Origin of the sequence: Mesorhizobium sp. M7A.F.Ca.US.005.03.1.1, from assembly GCF_003997975.1 — a bacterium.
Taxonomy (GTDB): domain Bacteria; phylum Pseudomonadota; class Alphaproteobacteria; order Rhizobiales; family Rhizobiaceae; genus Mesorhizobium; species Mesorhizobium ciceri.
Map to the genome: position 1 here is coordinate 1 of NZ_RZRO01000080.1, position 22,830 is coordinate 22,830.

The following is a 22,830-nucleotide window of genomic DNA, read 5'->3' on the forward strand; positions in this document are numbered from 1 at the left end:
CGCCAGGATCTGGCGCGCCGGCTGCATCATCCGCTCGCAGATGCTCGACACCATGGCGGAAGCCTTCAGCAAGGGCGGCGCCTCGACCAACCTTCTGATGGCGCCGGCCTTCATCTCGCTGATGCAGGGAGCGCATCCGTCGCTGCGCCGCATCGTGGCGAGGGCTTCGGAGGCCGGCTCGCCGGTTCCGGCGCTGTCTTCCGCACTTGCCTATTTCGACAGCTATCGCCAGGGCCGCGGCACCTCGAACCTGATCCAGGCGCAACGCGACTTCTTCGGCGCGCACGGCTTCGAGCGTATCGACGACAAAGGCGCGTTCCATGGGCCGTGGGGAAGCGGTGCGGCTGGCTGACAAGCCGGCCCAAGAGCCTAAACGGAAACCGGCGGGCTGAACGCCTGAACCTCGCTGGTGGCGACCAGGCGCTGCAACGATCCGGGTGCGGCGCCGCCGATCCAGCCGAGCACGGAGCGGGCGAGATCGGAGCCGGCCAGGCGGAAGTTCTCGTTGACGACGAGCAATTCCGGCCGGAACAGGTGCAACAGGTCCGACGACTGCTTGGACACGACATCGACGTCGCGGCCAAGCTTGAGGCCGGCATCTTCAATGCCGGCGACGATAGCCAGTGTCGCGGCGGCAGCGCTGCTGACGAAGCCGTCCGGCCTGTTCTCGCGGCGCATCACCTGCGCGGTCCTGGTCCTGATCTGCTCGATCGTGTGATCGATGGAAACGGTGTTGAACGGAATTTCGCTGGCGCCGACCTCGCTCAGCGCATCGGCAAAGCCGTTCAGCGTGTGGCCATAATAGGTCAGCCCGGGTGGCGGCGACAGAAGCGCCAGCTTGCGCCTGCCCATGCTCGCCAGGCGGCGCACGGCTTCCATCGCGAATACATGGTTGTCGAAGTCATGGTAGGGGTGGACCAGGCCCATGTCGGTGCGGCCATGCGTGGCAAAGGGCATGCCGTGCTCGAGCATGTAGCGGGCGCGTGGATCGTTCGGTTGGGTGCGCGAGATGATGACGCCATCGGCCGAGCCGGTCTCGACGAGATAGCGGATCGGCTCCATCGGATCCTGCGAGCGGGAATAAGGCGTGACGATCAGGTGATAGGGCGTTTCGGCGAGCACTTCCGAAACACCGTAGATGATGTCCGAGACGAAGCTCATGATCTCGCGGTCGGTGTTGAGCACGAGGCTGATGACATTGGTCCTGCCGGTGCGCAGACGCACGCCGGCGCGGTTCGGCCGGTAGCCGATCTGCTTGGCGACGAGTTGGACGCGGCGCCTGGTTTCGGCGCCGATTTCCGGGGCATCCTTCAAGGCGCGTGACACGGTGGTGACGCCGAGCCCGGTCATGAAGGCAAGCGTCTTCAACGTCGGCCGTCCCTGTGCCGAGTTCTCCCCGTTCTTGTCCGTACGCTGTCTGTCCATTCGTCCCGCCCGTCAGGCGCATAGCAGCCGCGGGCCATGTCGGCAATCGCCGCCATAGCGATACGATATGCGTCCCAGCCCCGGCAAAGCGTCAATATACTGAAACGTTACAGATTGCCAGTATCGAGATGTATGTCCTCGTCACGAGGTGGATGGTTCTTTTTGCGAAACGCATTGGGATTCCAGGAGAAATCGCCCCTGCCGCCGCCTTTTGCCCGTATCAGGCGGCATTTCGGTGTTTGCGCCGCAGCAAACCATGCTGCAGTGCATGAGAAGCGCGATCATTCAGGCGGATTTGTTCGCGGCCCGAAAAAATATCGAGGGCGCTTCGTTGATGGGTTGCACAGCCCGCGCAATTGCCGTATCGAAAATCTGTAACGTTTCAGATTCTGGGAGGAGCCGAAATGCGATACAGATTTTTGACCGCTGCCCTGGCGGCGACGGCTGCACTGCAATTTGCCGGCCAGGCGGCCGCGACGGACCTGGAAGTCACCCATTGGTGGACTTCAGGCGGCGAGGCCGCGGCGGTTGCGGAACTTGCCAAGGCATTCGATGCGACCGGCAACCACTGGGTGGACGGCGCCATTGCCGGCTCCGGCGGCACGGCGCGGCCGATCATGATCAGCCGCATCACCGGTGGCGATCCGATGGGCGCCACGCAGTTCAACCATGGCCGGCAGGCGGAAGAGCTGGTGCAGGCCGGCCTGATGCGCGACCTCACCGACGTCGCCACCAAGGGCAAGTGGACTGATGTCGTGCGGCCGAAGAGCCTGCTCGACGGCTGCACCATCGACGGCAAGATCTATTGCGTGCCCGTCAACATCCATTCCTGGCAGTGGCTGTGGCTGTCCAACGAAGCCTTCGCGAAGGCCGGCGTGCCGTTGCCGAAGGACTGGAATGAATTCGTGGCGGCAGCGCCGGCACTGGAGAAGGCCGGCATCATCCCGCTCGCCGTCGGCGGGCAAGCCTGGCAATCCTCCGGTGCCTTCGACGTGCTGCTTGCGGCTGTGGGCGGCACGGACACGTTCCTCAAGGTCTACAAGGACAAGGATGCCAAGTTTGCCGCCGGGCCCGAAGTCGCCAAGGTCTTCAAGGCCGCGGACGATGCCCGCAAGATGGCGAAGAACACCAATGTGCAGGACTGGAACCAGGCGACCAACCTGGTCATCACCGGCAAGGCGGGTGGCCAGATCATGGGCGACTGGGCACAGGGCGAGTTCCAGGTTGCCGGCAAGACCGCCGGCAAAGATTATACCTGCCTGCCGGGCCTTGGGCTGAACGAGGTCATAGCCACGGGCGGCGACGCCTTCTACTTCCCGCTGCTCAAGGATGCCGACAAGAGCAAGGCGCAGGAGGTGCTGGCCGAGACGCTGCTCGATCCCAAGACGCAGGTTGCCTTCAATCTGAAGAAGGGTTCCCTGCCGGTGCGCGGCGACGTCGATCTCAACGCGGCGAACGACTGCATGAAGAAAGGCCTCGCCATCCTCGCCAAGGGCGCCGTCATTCCATGGACGGACCAACTGCTTTCACAGGACACCCAGAAGCAGAAGGAAGACCTTTTCGCCGAATTCTTCGCCAAGCCGGAATTGACCGTCGAAGACGCACAGAAGCGCTTCGCCGACCTCATCGCTTCGGCGGACTGACGCTGGCGGCAACCCACCTCGCTCCCGGCCTTGCGAATGCAGGGCCGGGAATGCACCGCCCTTACCCAGCCGGCTGACGAGATGAGCAAGAGCGAACGCCCCAACCTTCTGTTCCGCAACCTCAATGCGAAGGTCGCCTCGATCCCGATGATCCTCACCGCCATGGTGGTTTTCGTCGGCGGCACCGTTTGGACGGTGCTCTATTCCTTCACCAATTCGAAGCTCTTGCCGCGGCTGAATTTCGTCGGGCTCGACCAATACTACCGGTTGTGGGCGACGCCGCGCTGGCTGATCTCGATCGAAAACCTGCTGATCTACGGCGCGATCTCGCTGGTGTTCTCGCTGGTCATCGGCTTCCTGCTTGCAGCACTGCTCGATCAGAAGATCCGCTTCGAGGACACGTTGCGCACCATCTTCCTCTATCCTTTCGCGCTCTCCTTCATCGTCACCGGCCTGGTCTGGCAGTGGCTGCTCAATCCGGATTTCGGCATCCAGCATGTGGTCCGTGACTTAGGCTGGACGAGCTTCAGCTTCGACCCGCTCTACAATTCCAGCATCGTCATCTACGGCATATCGATCGCGGCGCTGTGGCAAGGCACAGGGCTCATCATGTGCCTGATGCTGGCCGGCCTGCGCGGCATTGACGAGGACATCTGGAAGGCGGCGCGGGTGGATGGGATCCCGATGTGGAAGACCTATCTGTTCATCGTCATCCCGATGATGCGGCCGGTCTTCATCACCACGCTCGTCATCATCGCTGCCGGCATCGTCAAGGTCTATGACCTCGTCGTGGCCCAGACCAGCGGCGGCCCGGGCATCGCCTCCGAAGTGCCGGCCAAATACGTCTACGACTATATGTTCTTCGCCCAGAACCTCGGCCAGGGCTTTGCTGCCTCGACCATGATGCTGCTCTCGGTGGTGATCGTCATCGTGCCCTGGGCCTATCTCGAGTTCGGGCGGCGCAAATGAGCATGGCAGACATCACCGCTCAAGCGAGCACCGCCGCCGGCGCGCGCCAGGGCATCACCGATCCCTACGGCCCGAAGCCGCGCCGCGTGATTTCGCGCCGCAACGTCTTCCTATACGGCACATTGTTCGTCATGGCGGTCTACTACCTCTTGCCGCTCTACGTCATGGTCGTCACCTCGCTCAAGGGCATGCCGGAGATCCGGCTCGGCAACATCTTCTCACCGCCGCTCGAGATCACTTTCGAACCGTGGGTCAAGGCGTGGTCGACTGCCTGCACCGGCCTTAACTGCGACGGACTTTCGCGCGGCTTCTGGAATTCGGTGCGCATCACCGTGCCGTCAGTGCTGCTGTCGATCGCCATCGCCTCGGTGAACGGTTATGCACTGGCCAATTGGCGCTTCAAGGGCGCCGATACGTTCTTCATCATCCTGATCGTCGGCGCCTTCATTCCCTACCAGGTGATGATCTATCCGATCGTCATCATCCTGCGCGAGATCGGCCTCTATGGCAGCCTCAGCGGGCTGGTGATCGTCCATTCCATTTTCGGCATGCCGATCCTGACGCTGCTGTTCCGCAATTATTTCTCCTCGATGCCGGAGGAGCTGTTCCGGGCGGCACGTGTCGACGGTGCCGGCTTCTGGGGCATCTTCCTGCGCATCATGCTGCCGATGTCGCTGCCGATCTTCGTCGTTGCCATCATCCTGCAGGTGACCGGCATCTGGAACGACTTCCTGTTCGGCGTCGTCTACACCCGCCCCGACACCTATCCGATGACGGTGCAGCTCAACAACATCGTCAATTCGGTGCAAGGCGTGAAGGAGTACAACGTCAATATGGCCGCAACCATCCTGACCGGGCTTGTGCCGCTCATCGTCTACTTCATCTCCGGCAAGCTTTTCGTACGCGGCATCGCCGCCGGCGCGGTGAAGGGGTGATGGCGATGACGGCAGCCAACGATACCAGCGTTTCGATCCAGGACCTGTCGCTGAATTTCGGCGCGGTGACCGTCCTGGAGACGCTCAATCTGGATGTCGCCGATGGCGAGTTCATCGTGCTGCTCGGGCCGTCCGGCTGCGGCAAGTCGACCTTGCTCAATTGCATTGCCGGCCTGCTCGACGTTTCCGAAGGCCGCATCTTCATCAAGGGCAAGAACGTCACCTGGGAAGAGCCCAAGGACCGCGGCATCGGCATGGTGTTCCAGTCCTATGCGCTCTATCCGCAAATGACGGTGGAGAAGAACCTGTCCTTCGGGCTGCGTGTCGCCGGCACGCCAAAAGAAGAGATCGCCAAGCGGATCGCGCGGGCGGCTGAAATCCTGCAGATCGAGCCGCTGCTGCAGCGTAAGCCGGCCGCACTTTCCGGCGGCCAGCGCCAGCGCGTCGCCATCGGACGGGCGCTGGTGCGCGATGTCGACGTGTTCCTGTTCGACGAGCCGCTGTCCAATCTCGATGCCAAGCTGCGCGCCGAACTGCGCGTCGAGATCAAACTGCTGCATCGCAAGCTGCAGAACACCATGATCTACGTCACCCACGACCAGATCGAGGCGATGACGCTGGCCGACCGCATCGCGGTGATGAAGGGCGGCGTCATCCAGCAGCTCGATGCGCCGCAGACCATCTACAACCGTCCGGTCAACCGTTTCGTCGCCGGCTTTCTCGGTTCGCCCGCAATGAACTTCGTCGATGGCCACCTGGAAGACGCCGACGGCGGCTGGCGGTTCGCGGCCGGGGATATCAAGATCCCGCTCGGCACTTACGACTTTGCCAAGCCTCCGGCTCCCGGCCCCGTCACATTCGGTATCAGGCCCGAGCATGTCAGCCTGAACAGCGGCACCGGCTGGCCGTTCTCGATGGCCGCCAATGTCGAGGTGGTCGAACCCATGGGCTCCGACACGCTGGTCTGGCTGAAGCTTGCCCAGCAGAATTTCAGCGTCCGAGTGACCTCGGAACGCACGCCCAAGAACGACGAGGCGGTGACGCTTGGATTCGATCCGATGCGCGCCTCGCTTTTCGACACCGCAACCGGCACACGCATCTAGCTTCCGAGAACCAACCTTCCAACGACGATCCCCAAGCAAAACGGACAGAGACGATGAATTGGTCATTCCAACTTTACAGCGCCCGCAATTTCCAACCCTGGGACGGTGTGCTCGCCATGCTCGGCAAGCTCGGCTACGCCCAGGTCGAAGGTTTCGGCGGCGTCTATGATGATCCCAAGGCATTCCGTGCCGAGCTCGACAGGAACGGGCTTGCCATGCCGACTGGGCATTTCTCGATCGACGCGCTCGAGAACGATTTTGACGGCGTGCGCAAAACCGCCGACGCACTCGGTATCACGCTGCTCATCTGCCCTTTCCTGATGCCCGACCAGCGGCCATCCGACGTGGCCGGCTGGCGTGGTTTCGGCGAACGCCTGGCCAAGGTCGGTGATGCCGCGAAAAAGGCCGGCTACGGCTTTGCCTGGCACAATCATGATTTCGAGTTCAAGAAACTTGCCGACGGATCGGTGCCGCAGGACCACATCCTGTCATCCGCGCCCGATGTCAGCTGGGAGATGGACGTTGCCTGGGTGGTGCGCGGCGGCGATGATCCGCTGCCGTGGATCGAGAAACACGGCAAGCGCATCAGCGCCGTCCACGTCAAGGACATGGCCAAGCCCGGCGAGGGGCTGGATGAGGATGGCTGGTCGGATGTCGGCCATGGCACCATCGACTGGGCCGGCCTGATCAAGGTGTTGCGTGCCAGGAGTGCTGCCCAATACTACGTCATGGAACAGGACAACCCCAACGACATCGAGCGTTTCGCCCGCCGCTCCATCGCAGCCGCCAAAACCTATTAGGAGCAATCAGCATGGCAAAGAAACTTGGCATCGGCGTGATCGGCTGCGGCAACATCTCGAAGGCGTATTTTTCGCTGGCGCCGCTGTTCCGCGGCATCGAGATGCGTGCCTGCGCCGACATCAACATGGAGGCGGCCAAGGCGCGGGCGAAGGAGTTCAAGCTGCGCGCCGAAACCGTCGAAGACCTGCTCAAGGCCGACGACATCGACATCATCGTCAATCTGACCATCCCGGCGGTGCACTATGAGGTGTCAAAGCAGATCCTCGACGCCGGCAAGCACGTCTATTCGGAAAAGCCGTTCGTGCTGTCGGTCAAGGAAGGGCTCGACCTTAAGAAGCGGGCGGAGAAAAAGGGTCTGCGCATCGGCTCGGCGCCAGACACTTTCCTCGGCGGCGCGCACCAGCTGGTACGCAACCTGATCGACACCGGCAAGCTTGGCAAGGTCACGAGCGGTACCTGCCATGTCATGGGTCACGGCATGGAGCACTGGCACCCCAATCCGGATTTCTTTTTCCAGCCAGGCGCGGGGCCGGTGCTCGACATCGGACCATATTACATCACCAATCTGATCCAGCTGATCGGGCCGGTGAAGCAGGTCGCGGCCTTCGCCACGACGCCAGCCAAGGAGCGCACGATCAGTTCAAAGCCGCGCGCGGGTGAAAAGATACCGGTCAACACACCGACGACCATCCATGGCCTGCTGGAGTTCGAGAACGGCGCCGTTATCACGCTCAACACCAGCTGGGACGTCTGGGCCCACGGCCACGCGCCGATGGAGCTTTATGGCGAGGCGGGTACGGTGTTTGTGCCGGACCCGAACTTCTTCGGTGGTGACGTTCGCTTCACCGTCGCGGCCAAACCGGTCAAGAAGCTGCCGAACTGGCCGCATCCGTTCGGCGTGCCCAACGAGATGCATTCGCAAGGCATGATGGCCAACTACCGCACGTCAGGCCTTGCCGATATGGCGGTGGCGATCGCGGAAGGCCGGCCGCACCGCTGTTCGATGGAGCTGGCGCTGCACGCCGTCGACGTGATGACCGGCCTGCTGCGTTCCGGCGAAACCGGCAAGTTCGTCGCCATGCAGACCACCTGCGAACGGCCGGCCGCACTTGGCGTCAAGGAAGCCAAGGCGCTTTTGGCGAAGAAGAAATAGGGCAGCACACCTCAACCCTCTCCCCGTTTCGACGGAGAGAGGGTAAGGGTGGGGGGCAGAGCCAACTCGCCGCGTTGTGACGAATGCAGCCGACCGGCTCGTTTCCATTCGAGGATTTTCCGATGCCCTACACGCCCGCCGAAAACCGTTACGAGAAAATGGTCTACAACCGCTGTGGCCGCTCCGGCCTGAAGCTGCCGGCGATCTCGCTGGGCCTGTGGCACAATTTCGGCAACGACACGCCGCATAAGACCAAGCAGGCGATCGCGCGCAAGGCCTTCGACCTCGGCATCACGCATTTCGACCTCGCCAACAATTACGGTCCGCCGCCCGGTTCTGCCGAAACCGCCTTCGGTGAGATCCTGCGCACCGACTTCGCTGCCTACCGCGACGAATTGATCATCTCGACCAAGGCCGGCTACCAGATGTGGGCCGGGCCCTACGGCGAATGGGGTGGGCGCAAATACATTCTGGCCAGCCTCGACCAGAGCCTCAAGCGGATGGGGCTCGACTATGTCGATATCTTCTATTCGCACCGTTTCGATCCCGACACGCCGCTGGAAGAAACGATGGGTGCGCTCGACCATGCCGTGCGCTCGGGCAAGGCGCTCTATGCCGGCATCTCGTCCTACAATTCGCAGCGCACGCGCGAGGCGGCCGATATCTTGAAGCAGCTTGGCACGCCTTGCGTCATCCACCAGCCGAGCTATTCGATGCTGAACCGCTGGGTGGAGGAAGACGGCTTGCTCGACACGCTCGAAGGGCTCGGCGTTGGCTCCATCGTGTTCTCGCCGCTGGCGCAAGGCATGCTGACGGACAAGTATCTCGGCGGCATTCCGGACGGCAGCCGTGCGTCGCAGGGCAAGTCGCTGAAGACAGCCTTCATCAACGACAAGACCATCGCCAACATCAAGGCGCTCGACGCCATCGCCGGCAGGCGCGGACAGACGCTGGCGCAGATGGCGCTGGCCTGGGTGCTGCGCAAGGGGAGGGTGACCTCGGCACTGATCGGCGCCAGCCGGCCGGAGCAGGTCGAGGACTGCGTCGGCGCGCTCAAGGCGCTCGACTTCAGCGATGCCGAACTCGCCGAGATCGACACCTACGCGCGCGAATCCGACATCAATCTGTGGGCGGCTTCTGCCGAGCGCAAAGGCCCGCCGAGGAAATAGGTCCGCTCGATAAGCCGGCAAAGCGAAAAACGGCGGGCAACCTGCCTGTTGCCCCGCTCCGATCGATGTTCTCGGCCGCCTTGCGGGCAGAATGCTGGAAACAGTAGCAAAAATGCCTGTTCGTCGCTATCTGGGGGGACATGGATCGTTTGTGCGCGGCGCAAGCGACGCAAGGCGAGTTGGAAACAGGATCATGGCGGCAAGGGATGTGCTGACGAAAAACCAGCTGTGCGTGCTCGAGAAACTCGAGACCGCCAGCGGACCGCTCAGTGCCTACACCTTGCTCGACCAATTGCGCGAGCGCGGTTTTCGCGCACCGCTTCAGGTCTATCGCGCGCTCGACACGCTGGTGAAGTCAGGTTTCGTGCATCGGCTTGAAAGCATCAATTCCTTCGTCGCCTGCGCCGAGCCGCATGACCACAGCCATTCGATGACTGCCTTCGCCATTTGCGACACATGCGGGCAGGTCACCGAGATGTCCGACCACGATGTCGGCCACAGCTTGGACGAATGGGTGCGCTCCACCGGCTTCGCCGCCAAGAAGGCGGTGATCGAGTTTCGCGGGACATGTGCCAAGTGTTTGGCTGAGGCGGCTTGAGGTGAGTTGATATTCAGATGATGCCGGCCTGCAAATGGCGGCTTCCTGCGCTTCCGGTGCTCACGTACGAAAAGTACGCTCCGCTCCGGCTCCCGGAATCCACCATTTTCGACTCGGCCTGATCTGAATCTCAACACACCTTGCGTTGGTGCTAATGCGCCTCGTCCCAATTGTTGGCGGCGCGCGCGTCGACATGCAGCGGCACCGACATCGAGACCGCCGGCATCGCCGCGTTTTCCATGACATGACGCACGACCGGGATCGTCGCCTCGACTTCCGCCTCGACGGTCTCGAAGATCAGTTCGTCATGCACCTGCAGCAGCATGCGTGCCGAAAGCCCTGCTCTTTCCAGCGCCTCCTCCATGCGGATCATGGCACGGCGGATGATGTCGGCGGCGGTGCCTTGCAGGCGGGCGTTGATCGAGGCTCGCTCGTTGAAAGCGCGCAGGGACGGGTTCGAGGAGCGGATGTCGGGGTAATGGATGCGGCGGCCGAAGATCGTTTCGACAAAGCCATGCTCGCGGGCATAAGCCTTGGTCTCCTCGATGTAATCGCGGATGCCGGGGAAGCGCTCGAAATATTTCTTGATGTAGTTGCCGGCTTCCTCGCGCGGGATCGACAACTGGTTGGCGAGACCGAAGGCCGAAATGCCGTAGATGATGCCGAAATTGATCGCCTTGTCGCGGCGGCGAACCTCCGAGGGCATGCCTTCGACCGGCACGTTGAACATCTCCGACGCGGTGATGGCGTGGATGTCGGCGCCGTCGGCGAAAGCCTGCCGCAGTTGCGGGATCTCGGCGACATGGGCGAGCACCCGCAATTCGATCTGGCTGTAGTCGGCCGAGACCAGCCGATGGCTCTTGTCGGTGATGAAGGCGGTCCTGATCTTGCGGCCTTCGGCGGTGCGCACCGGAATGTTCTGCAGGTTCGGGTCGGAGGACGACAGGCGTCCCGTCGTCGTCGCGGCCAATGCGTAGGAGGTGTGGACGCGCTTGGTGTCGGGATGGATGAAGCCGGGCAGCGCATCGGTATAGGTCGATTTCAGCTTGGTCAGCTGGCGCCAGTCGACGATCTTGCGCGGCAGTTCGTGACCTTCGGCGGCGAGATCTTCGAGAAGCTGCGCCGACGTCGACCACTGGCCGGTCTTGGTCTTGGAACCGCCGGGCAGGCCCATGCGCCCGAACAGGATGTCGCCGAGCTGCTTTGGCGAACCGATGTTGATGCGTTCGCCGATGAGCTGGTAGATTTCCTCTTCGAGGCGAGCGGCGCCCTGCGCCAATTCGCCGGAGAGCCGCGATAGGATCTGCCTGTCGACCGAGATGCCGCGCTGTTCCATGCGCGCCAGCACCGGCACCAGCGGCCGCTCCAGCCGCTCATAGACAGACACCAGGCCCTTGGCGGCAAGCCGCGGTTTCAGCACCAGCCAGAGCCGCAGCGTCACATCGGCGTCTTCGGCGGCATGAGCCGTCGCCTTGTCGATGTCGACCTGATCGAAACCGACCGAGCTTTTGCCCGAGCCGGTCACGTCCTTGAGCTGAAGAGGGGTATGACCGAGCCACTTTTCGGCAAGCGCATCCATGCCGTGACCATGGGGCGTACCGGCATCGAGCACGTAGGAGATCAGCATCGTGTCGTCGAACGGTGCGACATCGACGCCGTAGCGGCTCATGATGACAAGATCGTATTTCAGGTTCTGCGCGATCTTGAGAACCGATCTGTCTTCGAGCAGCGGTTTCAGCACCGCCAGCGCCTCGCGCAGCGGAATCTGGTTTTCGAGCGCGCCACCACCGAGCAGGTCGCCATTGCCGCTCATATGGGCGAAGGGAATGTAGGCGGCGCGTCCGGGAGCCGTGGCGATGGCCATGCCGATCAGTTCCGCCTGCATCGGATCGGCGGATGTCGCCCTGACGTCGAAGGCGGCGATGCCAGCCTCCCGTGCCTCGGCGACCCAGGCTTTCAGGGTCGAGATATCGCGGATGCAGTGATAGGCCGAAATGTCGATCTTGCCGGTGGCCGCGCGCTCCAGCCTTAGTGCCGCGAGCAGGGAGGGGGTATCGCCTTGTTTTGACGTCTCCGCCGTCCCGCCGGCTTCGTCCGGTTCAGTGCCAGGCGCGTTTCGGGCAACCGGCGGCAAACCGGCGCCAACGTCTGGGCCATGGGCATGATCGGCGCGTTCGACGGTGACCGCGACGGCCTGGACGTCGCCGGCCTCGGTGCTGGTCGCTTCCGCGACACGGCGGGTCAGCGAGGTGAATTCCATGGTCTTGAGGAAACCGATCAGCTTCGGGCCGTCGGGCGCGTGCAGGACGAAATCCTCCAGACCCTCGGTCACCGGCACATCGTTCATCAGCGTCACCAGCTGACGAGAAATGCGCGCCTTGTCGGCGTTGGCGATGATCGATTCCCGGCGCTTGTCCTGTTTGATCTCGCCGGCCCGGGCCAGCAGCGTGTCTAGGTCACCGAACTGTTCGAGCAGTTGCGCCGCCGTCTTCGGCCCGATGCCGGGCACACCAGGCACATTGTCGACCGAATCGCCGGTCAGCGCCTGCAGGTCGACCATCTTCTCCGGCGGCACGCCCCATTTCTCGATGACCTCCGGAATGCCGATCTGGCGGTCCTTCATCGGGTCGTACATGGCGACCGTATCGCCAACCAGTTGCATCAAATCCTTATCGGAGGAGATGATGGTGGTATCGCCGCCGGCTTCGCAGGCGAGCCTCGCATAGGTGGCGATCAGATCGTCAGCCTCGTAGCCTTCGATCTCGACGCAGGGCAGGTTGAACGCCCTGGTCGCCTGGCGGATCAGGCCGAATTGCGGGATCAAATCTTCCGGCGGTGCCGAGCGGTTGGCCTTGTATTCGGGGTAGAGGTCGTTGCGGAAGGTTTTTGACGAATAGTCGAAAATGACGGCGAAATGCGTCGGCACGATGCCTACATCGGTATTGCGGGCGTCGAGCATCAGCTTCCACAGCATGTTGCAGAAGCCGGAAACGGCGCCGACCGGCAGGCCGTCGGATTTGCGGGTCAGCGGCGGCAGCGCGTGATAGGCACGGAAGATGTAGCCGGAGCCGTCGACAAGGAAGAGATGATCGCCTTTTTTCATGCCGGCAGGGATAGCGCGGCGCGGCGGCTTGGTCCATGCCAAAGGCAGCCTCGACTATCGGTTCCGGCAACACCCTGACAGATCGCCGTCACCCTGCTCACGGCCATGTTACAAAACTGTAATTTTCGTGCCCTTGAATCGCCACGTTCAGAGACCCAAATACACGTCATCGGCAGTTTTCGCCGAGTCCGGAGCAAGGCCCGTCCCCCGCCTATCCCGGACACCTGCGGCAGCCTATCCCCCCTCTCCGGGCTGCCGCATCGTTTCGAGTAGAAGGCCGCCGTGGTTCCCCCTCCACCACGGCGGTCTTTTTTTGCCTCGCAGAGACGTTTGCAGCCCGTGGTCCAATGATCGCGGGCTTTTCGTTTTCCCGTCATGCCTTTACGGTTCCGGTTCTGAATCGAAAGGCTTCACATATGTCCGCAGTTTCCCCCGTCCTCGACCGTCTCGACAAGAATCTCGACCAGAGCCTCGAGCGCCTGTTCGGCTTGCTCAGGATCAAGTCCATCTCCACCGATCCAGCCTATGCCGCCGACTGCCGCAAGGCGGCGGAATGGCTGGTGGCCGAACTCGAGCTGATCGGCTTCGACGCCAGCGTTCGCGACACGCCCGGCCACCCGATGGTGGTTGCGCACCATGACGGCCCGGCCGGTTCGCCGCATGTGCTGTTTTACGGCCATTATGACGTTCAGCCGGTCGACCCGATCGAATTGTGGGAAAGCGATCCGTTCGCGCCTGCTGTCAAGGAGGTCGGGCCGGACCACAAGGTGATCGTCGGTCGGGGGTCGGCCGACGACAAGGGCCAGTTGATGACCTTCGTCGAGGCTTGCCGCGCCTGGAAACAGGTGCATGGCAATCTGCCTTGCCGCATCACCATCCTGTTCGAGGGCGAGGAGGAATCCGGTTCGCCTTCGCTGAAGCCGTTCCTCGAGGCCAATGCCGGCGAACTCAAGGCCGATTTCGCGCTGGTCTGCGATACCGGCATGTGGGATCGCGACACGCCGTCGATCTGCGTCGGATTGCGCGGGCTGGTGGGTGAGGAGATCACGGTGAAGGCCGCCGACCGCGACCTGCATTCGGGCCTCTATGGTGGTGCCGCCGCCAACCCGATCCGCATCCTGGCCAGGGTGCTGGCCGATATCCACGACAAGGACGGCCACATCACCATTCCCGGCTTCTATGATGGCGTCGAGGAAACGCCGTCGCAGATCCTGAAATCATGGGAGACGCTCGGCGAGACTGCCGAGACGTTCCTGGGACCGGTCGGCCTGTCGATCCCGTCGGGCGAAAAGGGCCGCTCCGTGCTGGAATTGACCTGGGCGCGGCCGACGGCCGAATTCAACGGCATCATCGGCGGCTATACCGGCAAGGGCTTCAAGACGGTGATCGCGGCCGAAGCCTCGGCGAAGGTCTCGTTTCGCCTCGTCCACAAGCAGGACCCGAAAAAAATCCGGGCCGCGTTCCAGAAGTTCGTCAAGGAGCGCATTCCGGCCGACTGTTCCGTCGAATTCCATCCGCATGGCGGCTCGCCGGCAATCCAGCTTTCCTACGACTCGCCCTTCCTGGCCAAGGCCAAGAATGCGCTGTCCGACGAATGGCCGAAGCCGGCGGTAACGACGGGCAGCGGCGGCTCCATTCCGGTTGTCGGCGATTTCCAGACCTATCTCGGCATGGAATCGCTGCTGGTCGGGTTCGGCCTCGACGACGACCGCATCCACTCGCCCAACGAGAAATACGAGCTCAGCTCCTTCCACAAGGGCCAGCGCTCCTGGGCGCGGATTCTCGATGCCTTGACGCGCTGAGCAGCGGCACCCCTGTTTTCCTGTTGATTTTTCAGCCGATCGCGGCGAGGACGGGCCACAAGATAAAGCGCTGCAGCATCCCCTGCGGGTCAGGGGACACTATAGGGCTCGACCGGAGAAGATAATGGCCGATATCCGTTTCCATAAAAACGACCTGCCCGACCTCTCGCACTACAATGTCGGGGCAGTGGCCATCGACACCGAAACGCTCGGGCTCAATCCGCATCGCGACCGGCTGTGCGTGGTGCAGATTTCGCCTGGCGACGGCAGCGCCGACGTCATCCAGATCGCGCCCGGCCAGAAGAAGGCGCCGAACCTCGTCAGCCTGCTGAGGAACCGCGGCGTAACCAAGCTGTTCCACTACGGCCGCTTCGATCTTGCCGTTCTCTACAATGCGTTCGGCGTCATGCCGGAGCCGGTGTTCTGCACCAAGATCGCCTCGCGGCTGACCCGCACCTATACCGACCGCCACGGGCTCAAGGACATCTGCTTCGAGCTTCTCGGCGTCGGGCTGTCCAAGGCGCAGCAATCGTCGGACTGGGCGGCCGAGACGCTGTCGCCCGAACAGCTCGAATATGCGGCTTCCGACGTGCTCTATCTGCACCGGTTGCGCGATGTGCTGGCCGGACGGCTGGCGCGCGATGGGCGGACCAAGGAGGCCGATGCCTGCTTCCGCTTCCTGCCGACGCGTGCCAAGCTTGACCTGATGGGCTGGGACGAAGAGGATATCTTCGCCCATAGCTGAGGGCCGTGGGCGCGCTCCGCGGGCCGGTGACCGTTTGGAACCGGATACAGGCCGTCGCGTTCTGTCGGCTCAGTTTGTCGGTGCAATTGGGGATAATGACATGGCGGACAGAAAGCCGATTGCGACCGCGCCGACAGACGGCTCCAAGGTCTCCGTGACCTGGAAGGACAGCGACGGCGTCATCAACGAATCCATCGCGCAATATCGCGACGACGGCTGGTGGGTCTATATCGACAGTCACACGCAAAAGAAGGTCGAGCCGACCAGCTGGCGCCCTGCCGCAAGCGACGACGACGATCAATGAGCGCGCCGCTGGTGAGGCCGGCTGCTTTCGAATAGCCTGAAGCCGTTGATATCGAGGCCGATTCGGGGCTTTCCGGTCCGCGGTCGCCCTCTTGCTCGGAGGAAATCGCTATGGGTGTCGAAAGCCTGCTCGTCTTCATCATCATCGGTGCCATCGCCGGCTGGCTCGCCGGTCTCATCGTTTCCGGCTTCGGCTTCGGCCTGATCGGCAACATCATCGTGGGCATCGTCGGTGCGTTCATCGCCGGCTGGCTGTTTCCGCGGATCGGCTTTTCCATCGGCGGCGGCACTCTCGCCGCGATCATCCATGCCACGATCGGCGCCATCATCCTGCTGGTGCTGGTCAAGGTTCTGAAACGAGCCTGAGGCTCGACAACGCAAAGAGCGCGCCATGAAACAGAATACGCTCTATCTCGTCATCGGCGCGCTCGTCGTCGTGGTCATCGCGCTCGGCATCTATGTCTATCGCGAGCAGACCAAACCCAAGGGCGTCGAGCTCAAGATCGACGACAAGGGCATTTCGATCCAGCAGAACTAAGCTATGCGGGGGCGCGACATGGTTGCTTCTGACGCCCCGGAAGACGTCGATCAGCCTGGAATCACCGTGGCGGAATGGGAGAGGCTGAACAGGCCGCCAAGGCGCGAGGCGCTGCTGCGCTATCGTTGGCGGGTGTTTCGCTTTCTGAGGACATCCGCACCGGTCAGCGAATTGCAGGGGCAAGAGCAGGTATTCCGCGATGCGGTCGTCGCCACCGTGGCCTTCAACCGGCCCGAAATGATCGAATGGCAGATCCACCTGGTACGCCGATACCTGGCCGAGCACGAAAGCTACATCGTTTTCGACAACAGCAACAAGGGCGAGGCAAGGAAAGCAATCCGCGATCTCTGCCGTCGCCAGCATGTCCCCTATGTCGCATTGCCGAAGAACAGACTGGTCGTCAGCAGATCGCACGGTCAAGCGCTCAACTGGATCGTGCGGAATTTCTTGCCCAGGTTCGGGCCGAAGCTGTTCGGCTTCATCGATCATGACATCTTTCCGACTGAACCGTTTTCGATCCGCGCCCGGATGGAGGGCAAAAGCCTCTACGGCAGCGTGCGGCGCGACACGCCGACGCCAGGCGGCTGGTTCCTGTGGCCCGGCTTCTGTTTTTTCGACGGAAGCCTGTTGCGGCGACGGCTGGATTTCGCCCCGAGCTACAAGTTTCATATGGATTCCGGCGGCGGCAACTGGCCTGTGCTCTACAGGTCGATCGATCCGGCGCTGATTCGATCCGCTGAAAACAAATCGCTTCGCTTCGGCGCCGGACATGATCAATCCGAGGATTTTTTCATGATGGTCGATGGCTGGCTGCACGTCACGAACGCCTCGAACTGGAGGCGACAGCCGGTTGACAGGGGCGAACACATTGTCGCGCTGTTGCGGCAAGCCGGCGGTCCCGACCAGCCGGATGTGAAGTTCGAGCCCATCTGAACGAGACAGCGAACAGCGTGGTGTCAGTAACCTGCAAAGAGCAGACGCTGGCCTTTTTGGCTGCCCAACCCCAAGGCCGGCATTCGAACACGACTTAACCCGCCCTTAAATCGCCGCATCTACTCTTCAACCCGAACGCCATAGGCATCGGGGACATCAAGCACAGCGCATGGCGAACCGCAGAGACAGTCGCATCGAACCCAGTTTCGAGGGGCCGCCGCAGGCGCGGTCCTCGGCGGGTCTTTCGGTGAACGAGGAGGATCGCGTCGTGCCGAGCAATCGCAAAGCCTCCGCAAAACGCAAGCCGGCCAAAGGGAAATCGTCGCGGGTCAAGCGCGGCAGAAGCCGGCGCGGCCTGTTCGGCGTGCTCGGCCGGCTGTTCTACTGGTGCTTCGTGCTCGCCATCTGGGGCGGCATCGCCGTGGCCGGCATCGTCATCTACTACGGCGCCAAGATGCCGGCGGCGACGACCTGGTCGATTCCCGACCGCGCCCCCAACATCAAGATCGTCTCGGCAGATGGCCAATTGCTCGCCAATCGCGGCATGAGCGGCGGCGAGGCGGTCGGCCTGCACGAAATGTCGCCCTATATCCCGGAAGCCGTCATCGCCATCGAAGATCGGCGCTTCTACTCGCATTTCGGCATCGACCCGATCGGGCTTTCCCGCGCCATGGTCACCAATGTGCTTGGCGGGCATTTCTCGCAGGGTGGCTCGACGCTGACCCAGCAATTGGCCAAGAACCTGTTCCTGACACCCGACCGCACGCTGGAGCGCAAGGTGCAGGAAGTGCTGCTGGCGCTATGGCTGGAGCACAAGCACACCAAGGACCAGATCCTCGAAATGTACCTGAACCGGGTCTATTTCGGCTCCGGCGCCTATGGCGTCGAAGCGGCCTCGCGCCGCTATTTCGGCAAGAGCGCGCGCGACGTCACCCTGTCGGAAGCCGCATTGCTTGCCGGCCTGCTGAAGGCGCCGTCGCGGCTGTCCCCGGCACGCGATCCGAAGGCCGCCGAGGAACGCTCGCAGCTGGTGCTTGCCGCCATGCGCGACGAGGGCAAGATCAGCGCCAAGGAACTGACCTCGGCGATGAGCGCGCCGGCAACGCGTGCGCCTTCCTATTGGACCGGCTCGGAGAATTACGTCGCCGATACCATCATGGAGGAACTGCCCGACCTGATCGGCGACGTACGCGGCGATATCGTCATCGACAGCACCGTCGACCTGAACCTGCAGAAGCTCGCCGAGCAATCGATCCGCAGGCTGATCGACGACAGCGGCAAGAAACTCAACGTCAGCCAGGGCGCCCTGGTGTCGATCGACGATTCCGGTGCGGTGCGCGCCATGGTCGGCGGCTACGACTATTCGACCAGTCAGTTCGACCGTGCTTCGGAGGCACGTCGCCAGCCGGGCTCGGCATTCAAGCCGTTCGTCTATATGGCCGCTCTTGAAGCCGGCCGCACGCCCGACAGCATCCGCAACGATGCGCCGATCAAGATCGGCAACTGGACGCCCGACAATTACGGCGGCAAGTATTTCGGCAAGGTGACGCTGGCCACCGCGCTGGCCAAGTCTCTGAACTCGGTGGCAGCGCAGCTGACCATGGAGGTTGGGCCGAACGCGGTTGTCGAGGCGGCGCACCGCATGGGCATCCAGTCCGACCTGACAGCCAACACCTCGATCGCGCTCGGCACTTCGGAAGTGACGCCGCTGGAGTTGACATCGGCCTATGTCCCCTTTGCCAATGGCGGCTACAAGCCCGACATCCATTTCATCCGGCGCGTGACGACCACCGAGGGCAAAGTGCTTTACGACAGCGGCGGCGGCAGCGCGCCGCGCGTCGTCAAGCCTGAGATCGTCGGCATGATGAACTCGATGATGACGGGCACGGTTGAGATCGGCACTGCCCGGAAAGCGGCTTTCGCCTGGCCATCGGCCGGCAAGACCGGCACCAGTCAGAATTCGCGCGACGCCTGGTTCGTCGGCTACACCGCCAATCTCACCACCGGTGTGTGGTTCGGCAATGATGATGGCAGCCCGATGAAGAAGGTCACCGGCGGCGCACTGCCGGCGCAGGCCTGGCACGAGTTCATGGTTGCGGCCCACGAGGGTGTGCCGGTGCGGCCGCTGCCCGGCACCTGGAAGTCGACGCCGGCCGACACAATCGTCCCCGACGAGATACCCTCGGCGAACAACACGGCGCCGGTTCCGTCCACGTCGGTCGGTCAGCAGGCACCGGCGCGGCCAGCAGCGCCGGTTGCCCAAGCGCCAGCGCCGGTCCGCGCGGCTCGTCCCGCCCAAACCGTCGATGCCGATGGCCTTTCCATGCCGGGGGATGACGGCGCCACCGCGTCGATCAAGCACCCGGTGCCGCCAGGCGACGTTGGCGGCCCGCGCAAGAAGCGGCAGACCTCGATCCTCGACCTCCTTGGCGGCTGAGTAGACCTGCTAATTCGCCTTTGGTTTGGCGCTGCCCAGCTTCTTGCTGTCAAAGGTCAGTTTGTCGCTGTGAATTTTGCCGTCGCTGATGGTGAGGTGCTTGGCGCAGGAAAGCGCGCCGGACGACTCTGTCATCAAGTCATACATTAGCAGCGCCTGGTGGTCGTCTCCGAAGGCCGCGATCATGCGCACACCGGTCACATCCTGTGAAAGTTTGGTCAGGCCCTCGAGGTAGGGGGCCTTGCCAGTCGACTGTTGCATCGGCCCATCAAAAACGACGTCGTCGGCGACATAGGATGCTGCCTTTTCGAGGTCGTGTCCTGTCCACGCTTTGGTGAAGGCGGTGGCGATGTCGAGGGGTGCTGTCTGTGTCATGACTTTGTCCTGATAGATTGATTCAGAACCCCGCACCCTTTCCGCATTCAAGGACCAACGGCGAGCCGGCTTCCCGGTTCCTCCTTTGAGGTGAATGGTGACATTTCGGCCTCTCGCCACCTCGGCGGCGTTCGGCTACATCTGCCGGCTGGAGACCTGAAATGACTGAGCTCGACACCCGAAAGACCATCGTGCTGACCGGCGCCAGCCGCGGCATCGGCCACGCCACCGTCAAGCGTTTTTCGCGCGAGGGCTGGCGCGTCATCACCTGCTCCAGGCAGGCTTTCGCCGAGGACTGCCCGTGGCCGGCCGGGCCGGAAGACCACATCAAGGTCGATCTCGCCGATCAGGAGGATGTCGGCATCGCCGTCTCCGAAATTCGCCACCGGCTGGAAGCGCATGGCGGCCAGTTGCATGCGCTGGTCAACAATGCCGGCATTTCGCCGAAGCTCAAGGACGGCAACAGCCGCATGAATTCGATCGACACGCCGATGCATGTCTGGCGCGACGTGTTCCAGGTTAATTTCTTCGCGCCGATCATGCTGGCGCGCGGGCTGTTCAAGGAACTGGCGGCGGCCAAGGGCTCGATCGTCAACGTAACCTCGATCGCCGGAACCCGCGTGCATCCTTTCGCCGGCACGGCCTACGCGACATCGAAGGCGGCACTCGGCTCGCTGACGCGCGAGATGGCGCATGATTTCGGTCCGCACGGCATCCGCGTCAACGCGATTGCGCCGGGCGAAATCGATACCGCGATCCTGTCGCCGGGCACGGACAAGATCGTCGAGACCATTCCTCTCAGGCGCCTTGGCACCACGGCCGAAGTCGCCGACATCATCTTTTTCCTGTGCTCGCAGCAGGCGTCGTATGTGACTGGCTCGGAAATCCACATCAATGGCGGCCAGCACGTGTGACAAAACAGGATGCTCATCCTGTTATGGTGAGAACAGCCTTGCCGCTGAAGCTGCGCTGGCGCAGTGCGTCCAGCGCTTGAGCGACGTCTGTCCACGGCGCCGTCAAGGCCACGCGCGTTTCGAGCCGGCCGGCTGCGACCAGAGCGAGCAGTGAGGCGATGTCCTCGCCAATGCCTGGACCAGACGTGTAGTACGCAAAAGTCTGAAGCCTTGCCCCTTCATGATCCGGAATGAACTGGCGGAATCCGACGGGCGTCAGCTCGCCGCTGCTCGAACCGAACATGACGATGGTCCCGCCAGGTGCGATACGTTCGATCGCGCGTGCGAGGCTTTGGCCGCCGACCGACTCGGTGATCAGCGAGAACGGCCCCTCGGCCAGATCGATCGCTTCGACAACCTGCCGGGCTCCGAGGCCGCGGAGATCGTCGGCGTGCCGGGCCGCGGCGATTGCCGTCACCGAGGCGCCTTGCTCGCGGGCGATCTGGATCTGAAAACGGCCGACCGCTCCGCTTGCACCGGTGATCAACACCTGCTGGCCGGCGAGGTCGCCGCCATGGCGTAGAGTCCTTAGTGCCGTCGTACCGGCGACAGGAAGCGTGGCTGCGGAAACGAAACTGACGTCATCCGGCAGGACGGCGAGACGGTCGATTGGGACTGCGATGCGTTCGGCCCAACCGGCCTCGTCGACCAAAGCAACAACCCGGGCGCCGACGGCTGGCCCGGAACCATCGGCTGCTCTTCGTTCGACAATCCCCGCGATGTCCTGGCCGGGTGTCCAGCCCTCGGGGCGTATGGCAAGCAGGCGCAGTTCGCCCCGGTTCAACGAAGTTGCGTGGACAGAGACAAGCGCTTCGTTCGAAGCCGGTTGAGGCTCGGCGATGTCGGCGAGCCTCAACCCGGTCGCGCTTTCGGGAGAGATGACCAGGGCGAGCATGGCATACCTTGTTGCTGGCTTGTCGGTGCCAGCTTGCTGTGGAAAGCACGGCAAGCTGAGTACGAGCCGGAGCTTATCGACTTTCGCTGTTAAAGAATTTAGCTATCATGGCGTTTAATCGCTAATAACAGTCAACCATGAGACAACCCCTCAGCTACCCCTGGCTCGATCTCGATGTGGATGACCCTGCCGCGCCGGCGATTGCCGTGCGCGTCGACATCCCCGACACCAGAGCGGAAGTCCCCGCCCATCGGCACCGCAAAGGCCAACTCGTCTTCGCACTCGGCGGCGGCGTCACATGCCGCGTTCCAAGCGGTCTATGGATGGTGCCGCCGCATTGCGGGGTGTGGATCCCCGGCGGCATGGAGCACAGCAATGTCGCAACCGCCAACGCCCGGATTTTCTTCGTCTACATAGAGCCGGGAGCCGCCGATCTGCCGGAGCGGTGCTGCACGCTTTCAATCTCGCCCCTGCTGCGCGAATTGATCATCGAGCTTTCCGATCGGGTGGAGGATGACGGGGCGAGGGGCGAACTCTTGACCAAGATGCTGCTCACCGAATTGCCACGCATGCCTGTCCAGCAATTGCACCTGCCGATCTCGTCCGACCCACGCTTGAACAGGATCGCCGAAGCGTTGGCGCAAGACCCTGCCGACCGCAGCACACTGGCGGAATGGGCCAACCGCATCGCGCTCAGCGAGAGCAGCCTCGCCCGCCTTGTGGCAAAGGAGACGGGGCTGAGTTTCGGGCGCTGGCGCCAGCAATTGCACTTGATCGTTGCAATTCGGGAACTGGCTTCCGGCAAGAGTGTCCAGCAGGTCTCGGGCGATCTCGGCTATGGTTCCGTTACGGCCTTCATCACCATGTTCAAGAAGGCGCTTGGGAAGCCGCCGGCCAAATACCTCAGCGGTATCGCGCAAAATGGCGGCTCTGCATTCGTGGCGTGATGC

General features: G+C 62.7%; 21 protein-coding genes and 1 pseudogene. 18 read left to right on the plus strand and 4 right to left on the minus strand.

The window, feature by feature from the left end:
• Positions 1-352 (plus strand): annotated as a pseudogene (locus EN990_RS26105) (NADP-dependent phosphogluconate dehydrogenase); the annotation flags it as partial.
• A gap of 17 nt (positions 353-369) precedes the next feature.
• Here EN990_RS26105 and EN990_RS26110 read toward each other — a convergent pair.
• Positions 370-1,425: a LacI family DNA-binding transcriptional regulator gene (locus EN990_RS26110; protein WP_013529538.1), complete on the minus strand. Its 1,056-nt coding sequence runs from the start codon at positions 1,423-1,425 to the stop codon at positions 370-372.
• A 404-nt stretch (positions 1,426-1,829) separates the two neighbouring features.
• Between EN990_RS26110 and EN990_RS26115 the strand changes: the two genes are divergently transcribed.
• The 8 genes from EN990_RS26115 (at position 1,830) to EN990_RS26150 (ending at position 9,796) form a co-directional block, all read left to right on the plus strand.
• Complete coding sequence (locus EN990_RS26115; protein WP_013529539.1) at positions 1,830-3,068, plus strand: ABC transporter substrate-binding protein; 1,239 nt, start codon at positions 1,830-1,832, stop codon at positions 3,066-3,068.
• Positions 3,069-3,149: 81 nt separating this feature from the next.
• Complete coding sequence (locus EN990_RS26120; RefSeq protein WP_024504415.1) at positions 3,150-4,037, plus strand: sugar ABC transporter permease; 888 nt, start codon at positions 3,150-3,152, stop codon at positions 4,035-4,037.
• A gap of 2 nt (positions 4,038-4,039) precedes the next feature.
• The gene (locus EN990_RS26125) at positions 4,040-4,972 is read left to right on the plus strand and encodes a carbohydrate ABC transporter permease (protein ID WP_024504414.1); all 933 of its coding nucleotides are present in this window, start codon (positions 4,040-4,042) and stop codon (positions 4,970-4,972) included.
• 5 nt (positions 4,973-4,977) lie between these two features.
• The gene (ugpC, locus tag EN990_RS26130) at positions 4,978-6,075 is read left to right on the plus strand and encodes a sn-glycerol-3-phosphate ABC transporter ATP-binding protein UgpC (RefSeq protein ID WP_013529542.1); all 1,098 of its coding nucleotides are present in this window, start codon (positions 4,978-4,980) and stop codon (positions 6,073-6,075) included.
• Positions 6,076-6,128: 53 nt separating this feature from the next.
• A complete protein-coding gene (locus tag EN990_RS26135; RefSeq protein WP_013529543.1) occupies positions 6,129-6,875 on the plus strand; it encodes a sugar phosphate isomerase/epimerase in 747 nt (248 codons plus the stop codon).
• Between the two features lie 11 nt (positions 6,876-6,886).
• The gene (locus EN990_RS26140; RefSeq protein WP_013529544.1) at positions 6,887-8,029 is read left to right on the plus strand and encodes a Gfo/Idh/MocA family oxidoreductase; all 1,143 of its coding nucleotides are present in this window, start codon (positions 6,887-6,889) and stop codon (positions 8,027-8,029) included.
• A 122-nt stretch (positions 8,030-8,151) separates the two neighbouring features.
• Complete coding sequence (gene mgrA / locus EN990_RS26145; protein ID WP_013529545.1) at positions 8,152-9,198, plus strand: L-glyceraldehyde 3-phosphate reductase; 1,047 nt, start codon at positions 8,152-8,154, stop codon at positions 9,196-9,198.
• A 193-nt stretch (positions 9,199-9,391) separates the two neighbouring features.
• Entirely contained in the window at positions 9,392-9,796 is a 405-nt protein-coding gene (locus EN990_RS26150) for a Fur family transcriptional regulator (protein ID WP_013529546.1), read from the plus strand.
• Positions 9,797-9,947: 151 nt separating this feature from the next.
• Here the strand turns inward: EN990_RS26150 and polA are convergent, their stop codons facing one another.
• Positions 9,948-12,899: a DNA polymerase I gene (gene polA, locus EN990_RS26155; RefSeq protein ID WP_164766158.1), complete on the minus strand. Its 2,952-nt coding sequence runs from the start codon at positions 12,897-12,899 to the stop codon at positions 9,948-9,950.
• A gap of 416 nt (positions 12,900-13,315) precedes the next feature.
• Here polA and EN990_RS26160 point away from each other — a divergent pair, with 416 nt between their 5' ends.
• The 7 genes from EN990_RS26160 to EN990_RS26190 all read left to right on the plus strand — a co-directional run bounded on the left by EN990_RS26160 (position 13,316) and on the right by EN990_RS26190 (position 19,657).
• Positions 13,316-14,701, plus strand: a complete 1,386-nt coding sequence (locus EN990_RS26160) for a M20/M25/M40 family metallo-hydrolase (protein ID WP_013529548.1) — start codon at positions 13,316-13,318, stop codon at positions 14,699-14,701.
• Between the two features lie 124 nt (positions 14,702-14,825).
• Complete coding sequence (locus EN990_RS26165) at positions 14,826-15,446, plus strand: ribonuclease D (RefSeq protein WP_013529549.1); 621 nt, start codon at positions 14,826-14,828, stop codon at positions 15,444-15,446.
• A gap of 100 nt (positions 15,447-15,546) precedes the next feature.
• Positions 15,547-15,750 carry a hypothetical protein gene (locus EN990_RS26170; RefSeq protein ID WP_013529550.1) on the plus strand — a complete coding sequence of 68 codons (204 nt, stop codon included), beginning with the start codon at positions 15,547-15,549 and terminating at the stop codon, positions 15,748-15,750.
• Positions 15,751-15,860: 110 nt separating this feature from the next.
• Complete coding sequence (locus EN990_RS26175) at positions 15,861-16,115, plus strand: GlsB/YeaQ/YmgE family stress response membrane protein (RefSeq protein ID WP_013529551.1); 255 nt, start codon at positions 15,861-15,863, stop codon at positions 16,113-16,115.
• Positions 16,116-16,140: 25 nt separating this feature from the next.
• Positions 16,141-16,287, plus strand: coding sequence for a hypothetical protein (locus EN990_RS26180; RefSeq protein WP_013529552.1), 147 nt, complete (start codon positions 16,141-16,143; stop codon positions 16,285-16,287).
• 18 nt (positions 16,288-16,305) lie between these two features.
• Positions 16,306-17,220 carry a hypothetical protein gene (locus tag EN990_RS26185; protein ID WP_127368518.1) on the plus strand — a complete coding sequence of 305 codons (915 nt, stop codon included), beginning with the start codon at positions 16,306-16,308 and terminating at the stop codon, positions 17,218-17,220.
• A gap of 169 nt (positions 17,221-17,389) precedes the next feature.
• A complete protein-coding gene (locus EN990_RS26190) occupies positions 17,390-19,657 on the plus strand; it encodes a transglycosylase domain-containing protein (RefSeq protein WP_127368519.1) in 2,268 nt (755 codons plus the stop codon).
• Positions 19,658-19,666: 9 nt separating this feature from the next.
• Here EN990_RS26190 and EN990_RS26195 read toward each other — a convergent pair whose 3' ends face one another.
• Entirely contained in the window at positions 19,667-20,032 is a 366-nt protein-coding gene (locus EN990_RS26195) for a nuclear transport factor 2 family protein (protein ID WP_027161316.1), read from the minus strand.
• Positions 20,033-20,193: 161 nt separating this feature from the next.
• Between EN990_RS26195 and EN990_RS26200 the strand changes: the two genes are divergently transcribed.
• Positions 20,194-20,946, plus strand: a complete 753-nt coding sequence (locus EN990_RS26200; protein ID WP_013529556.1) for an SDR family oxidoreductase — start codon at positions 20,194-20,196, stop codon at positions 20,944-20,946.
• A gap of 13 nt (positions 20,947-20,959) precedes the next feature.
• Here EN990_RS26200 and EN990_RS26205 read toward each other — a convergent pair whose 3' ends face one another.
• On the minus strand, positions 20,960-21,880 hold the full coding sequence (locus tag EN990_RS26205) for a zinc-binding dehydrogenase (RefSeq protein ID WP_127368520.1): 921 nt from the start codon (positions 21,878-21,880) through the stop codon (positions 20,960-20,962).
• 137 nt (positions 21,881-22,017) lie between these two features.
• On the opposite strand from EN990_RS26205, the gene EN990_RS26210 reads away from it, so the two are divergent.
• Complete coding sequence (locus EN990_RS26210; RefSeq protein WP_127368521.1) at positions 22,018-22,827, plus strand: helix-turn-helix transcriptional regulator; 810 nt, start codon at positions 22,018-22,020, stop codon at positions 22,825-22,827.
• Positions 22,828-22,830: the final 3 nt, after the last annotated feature.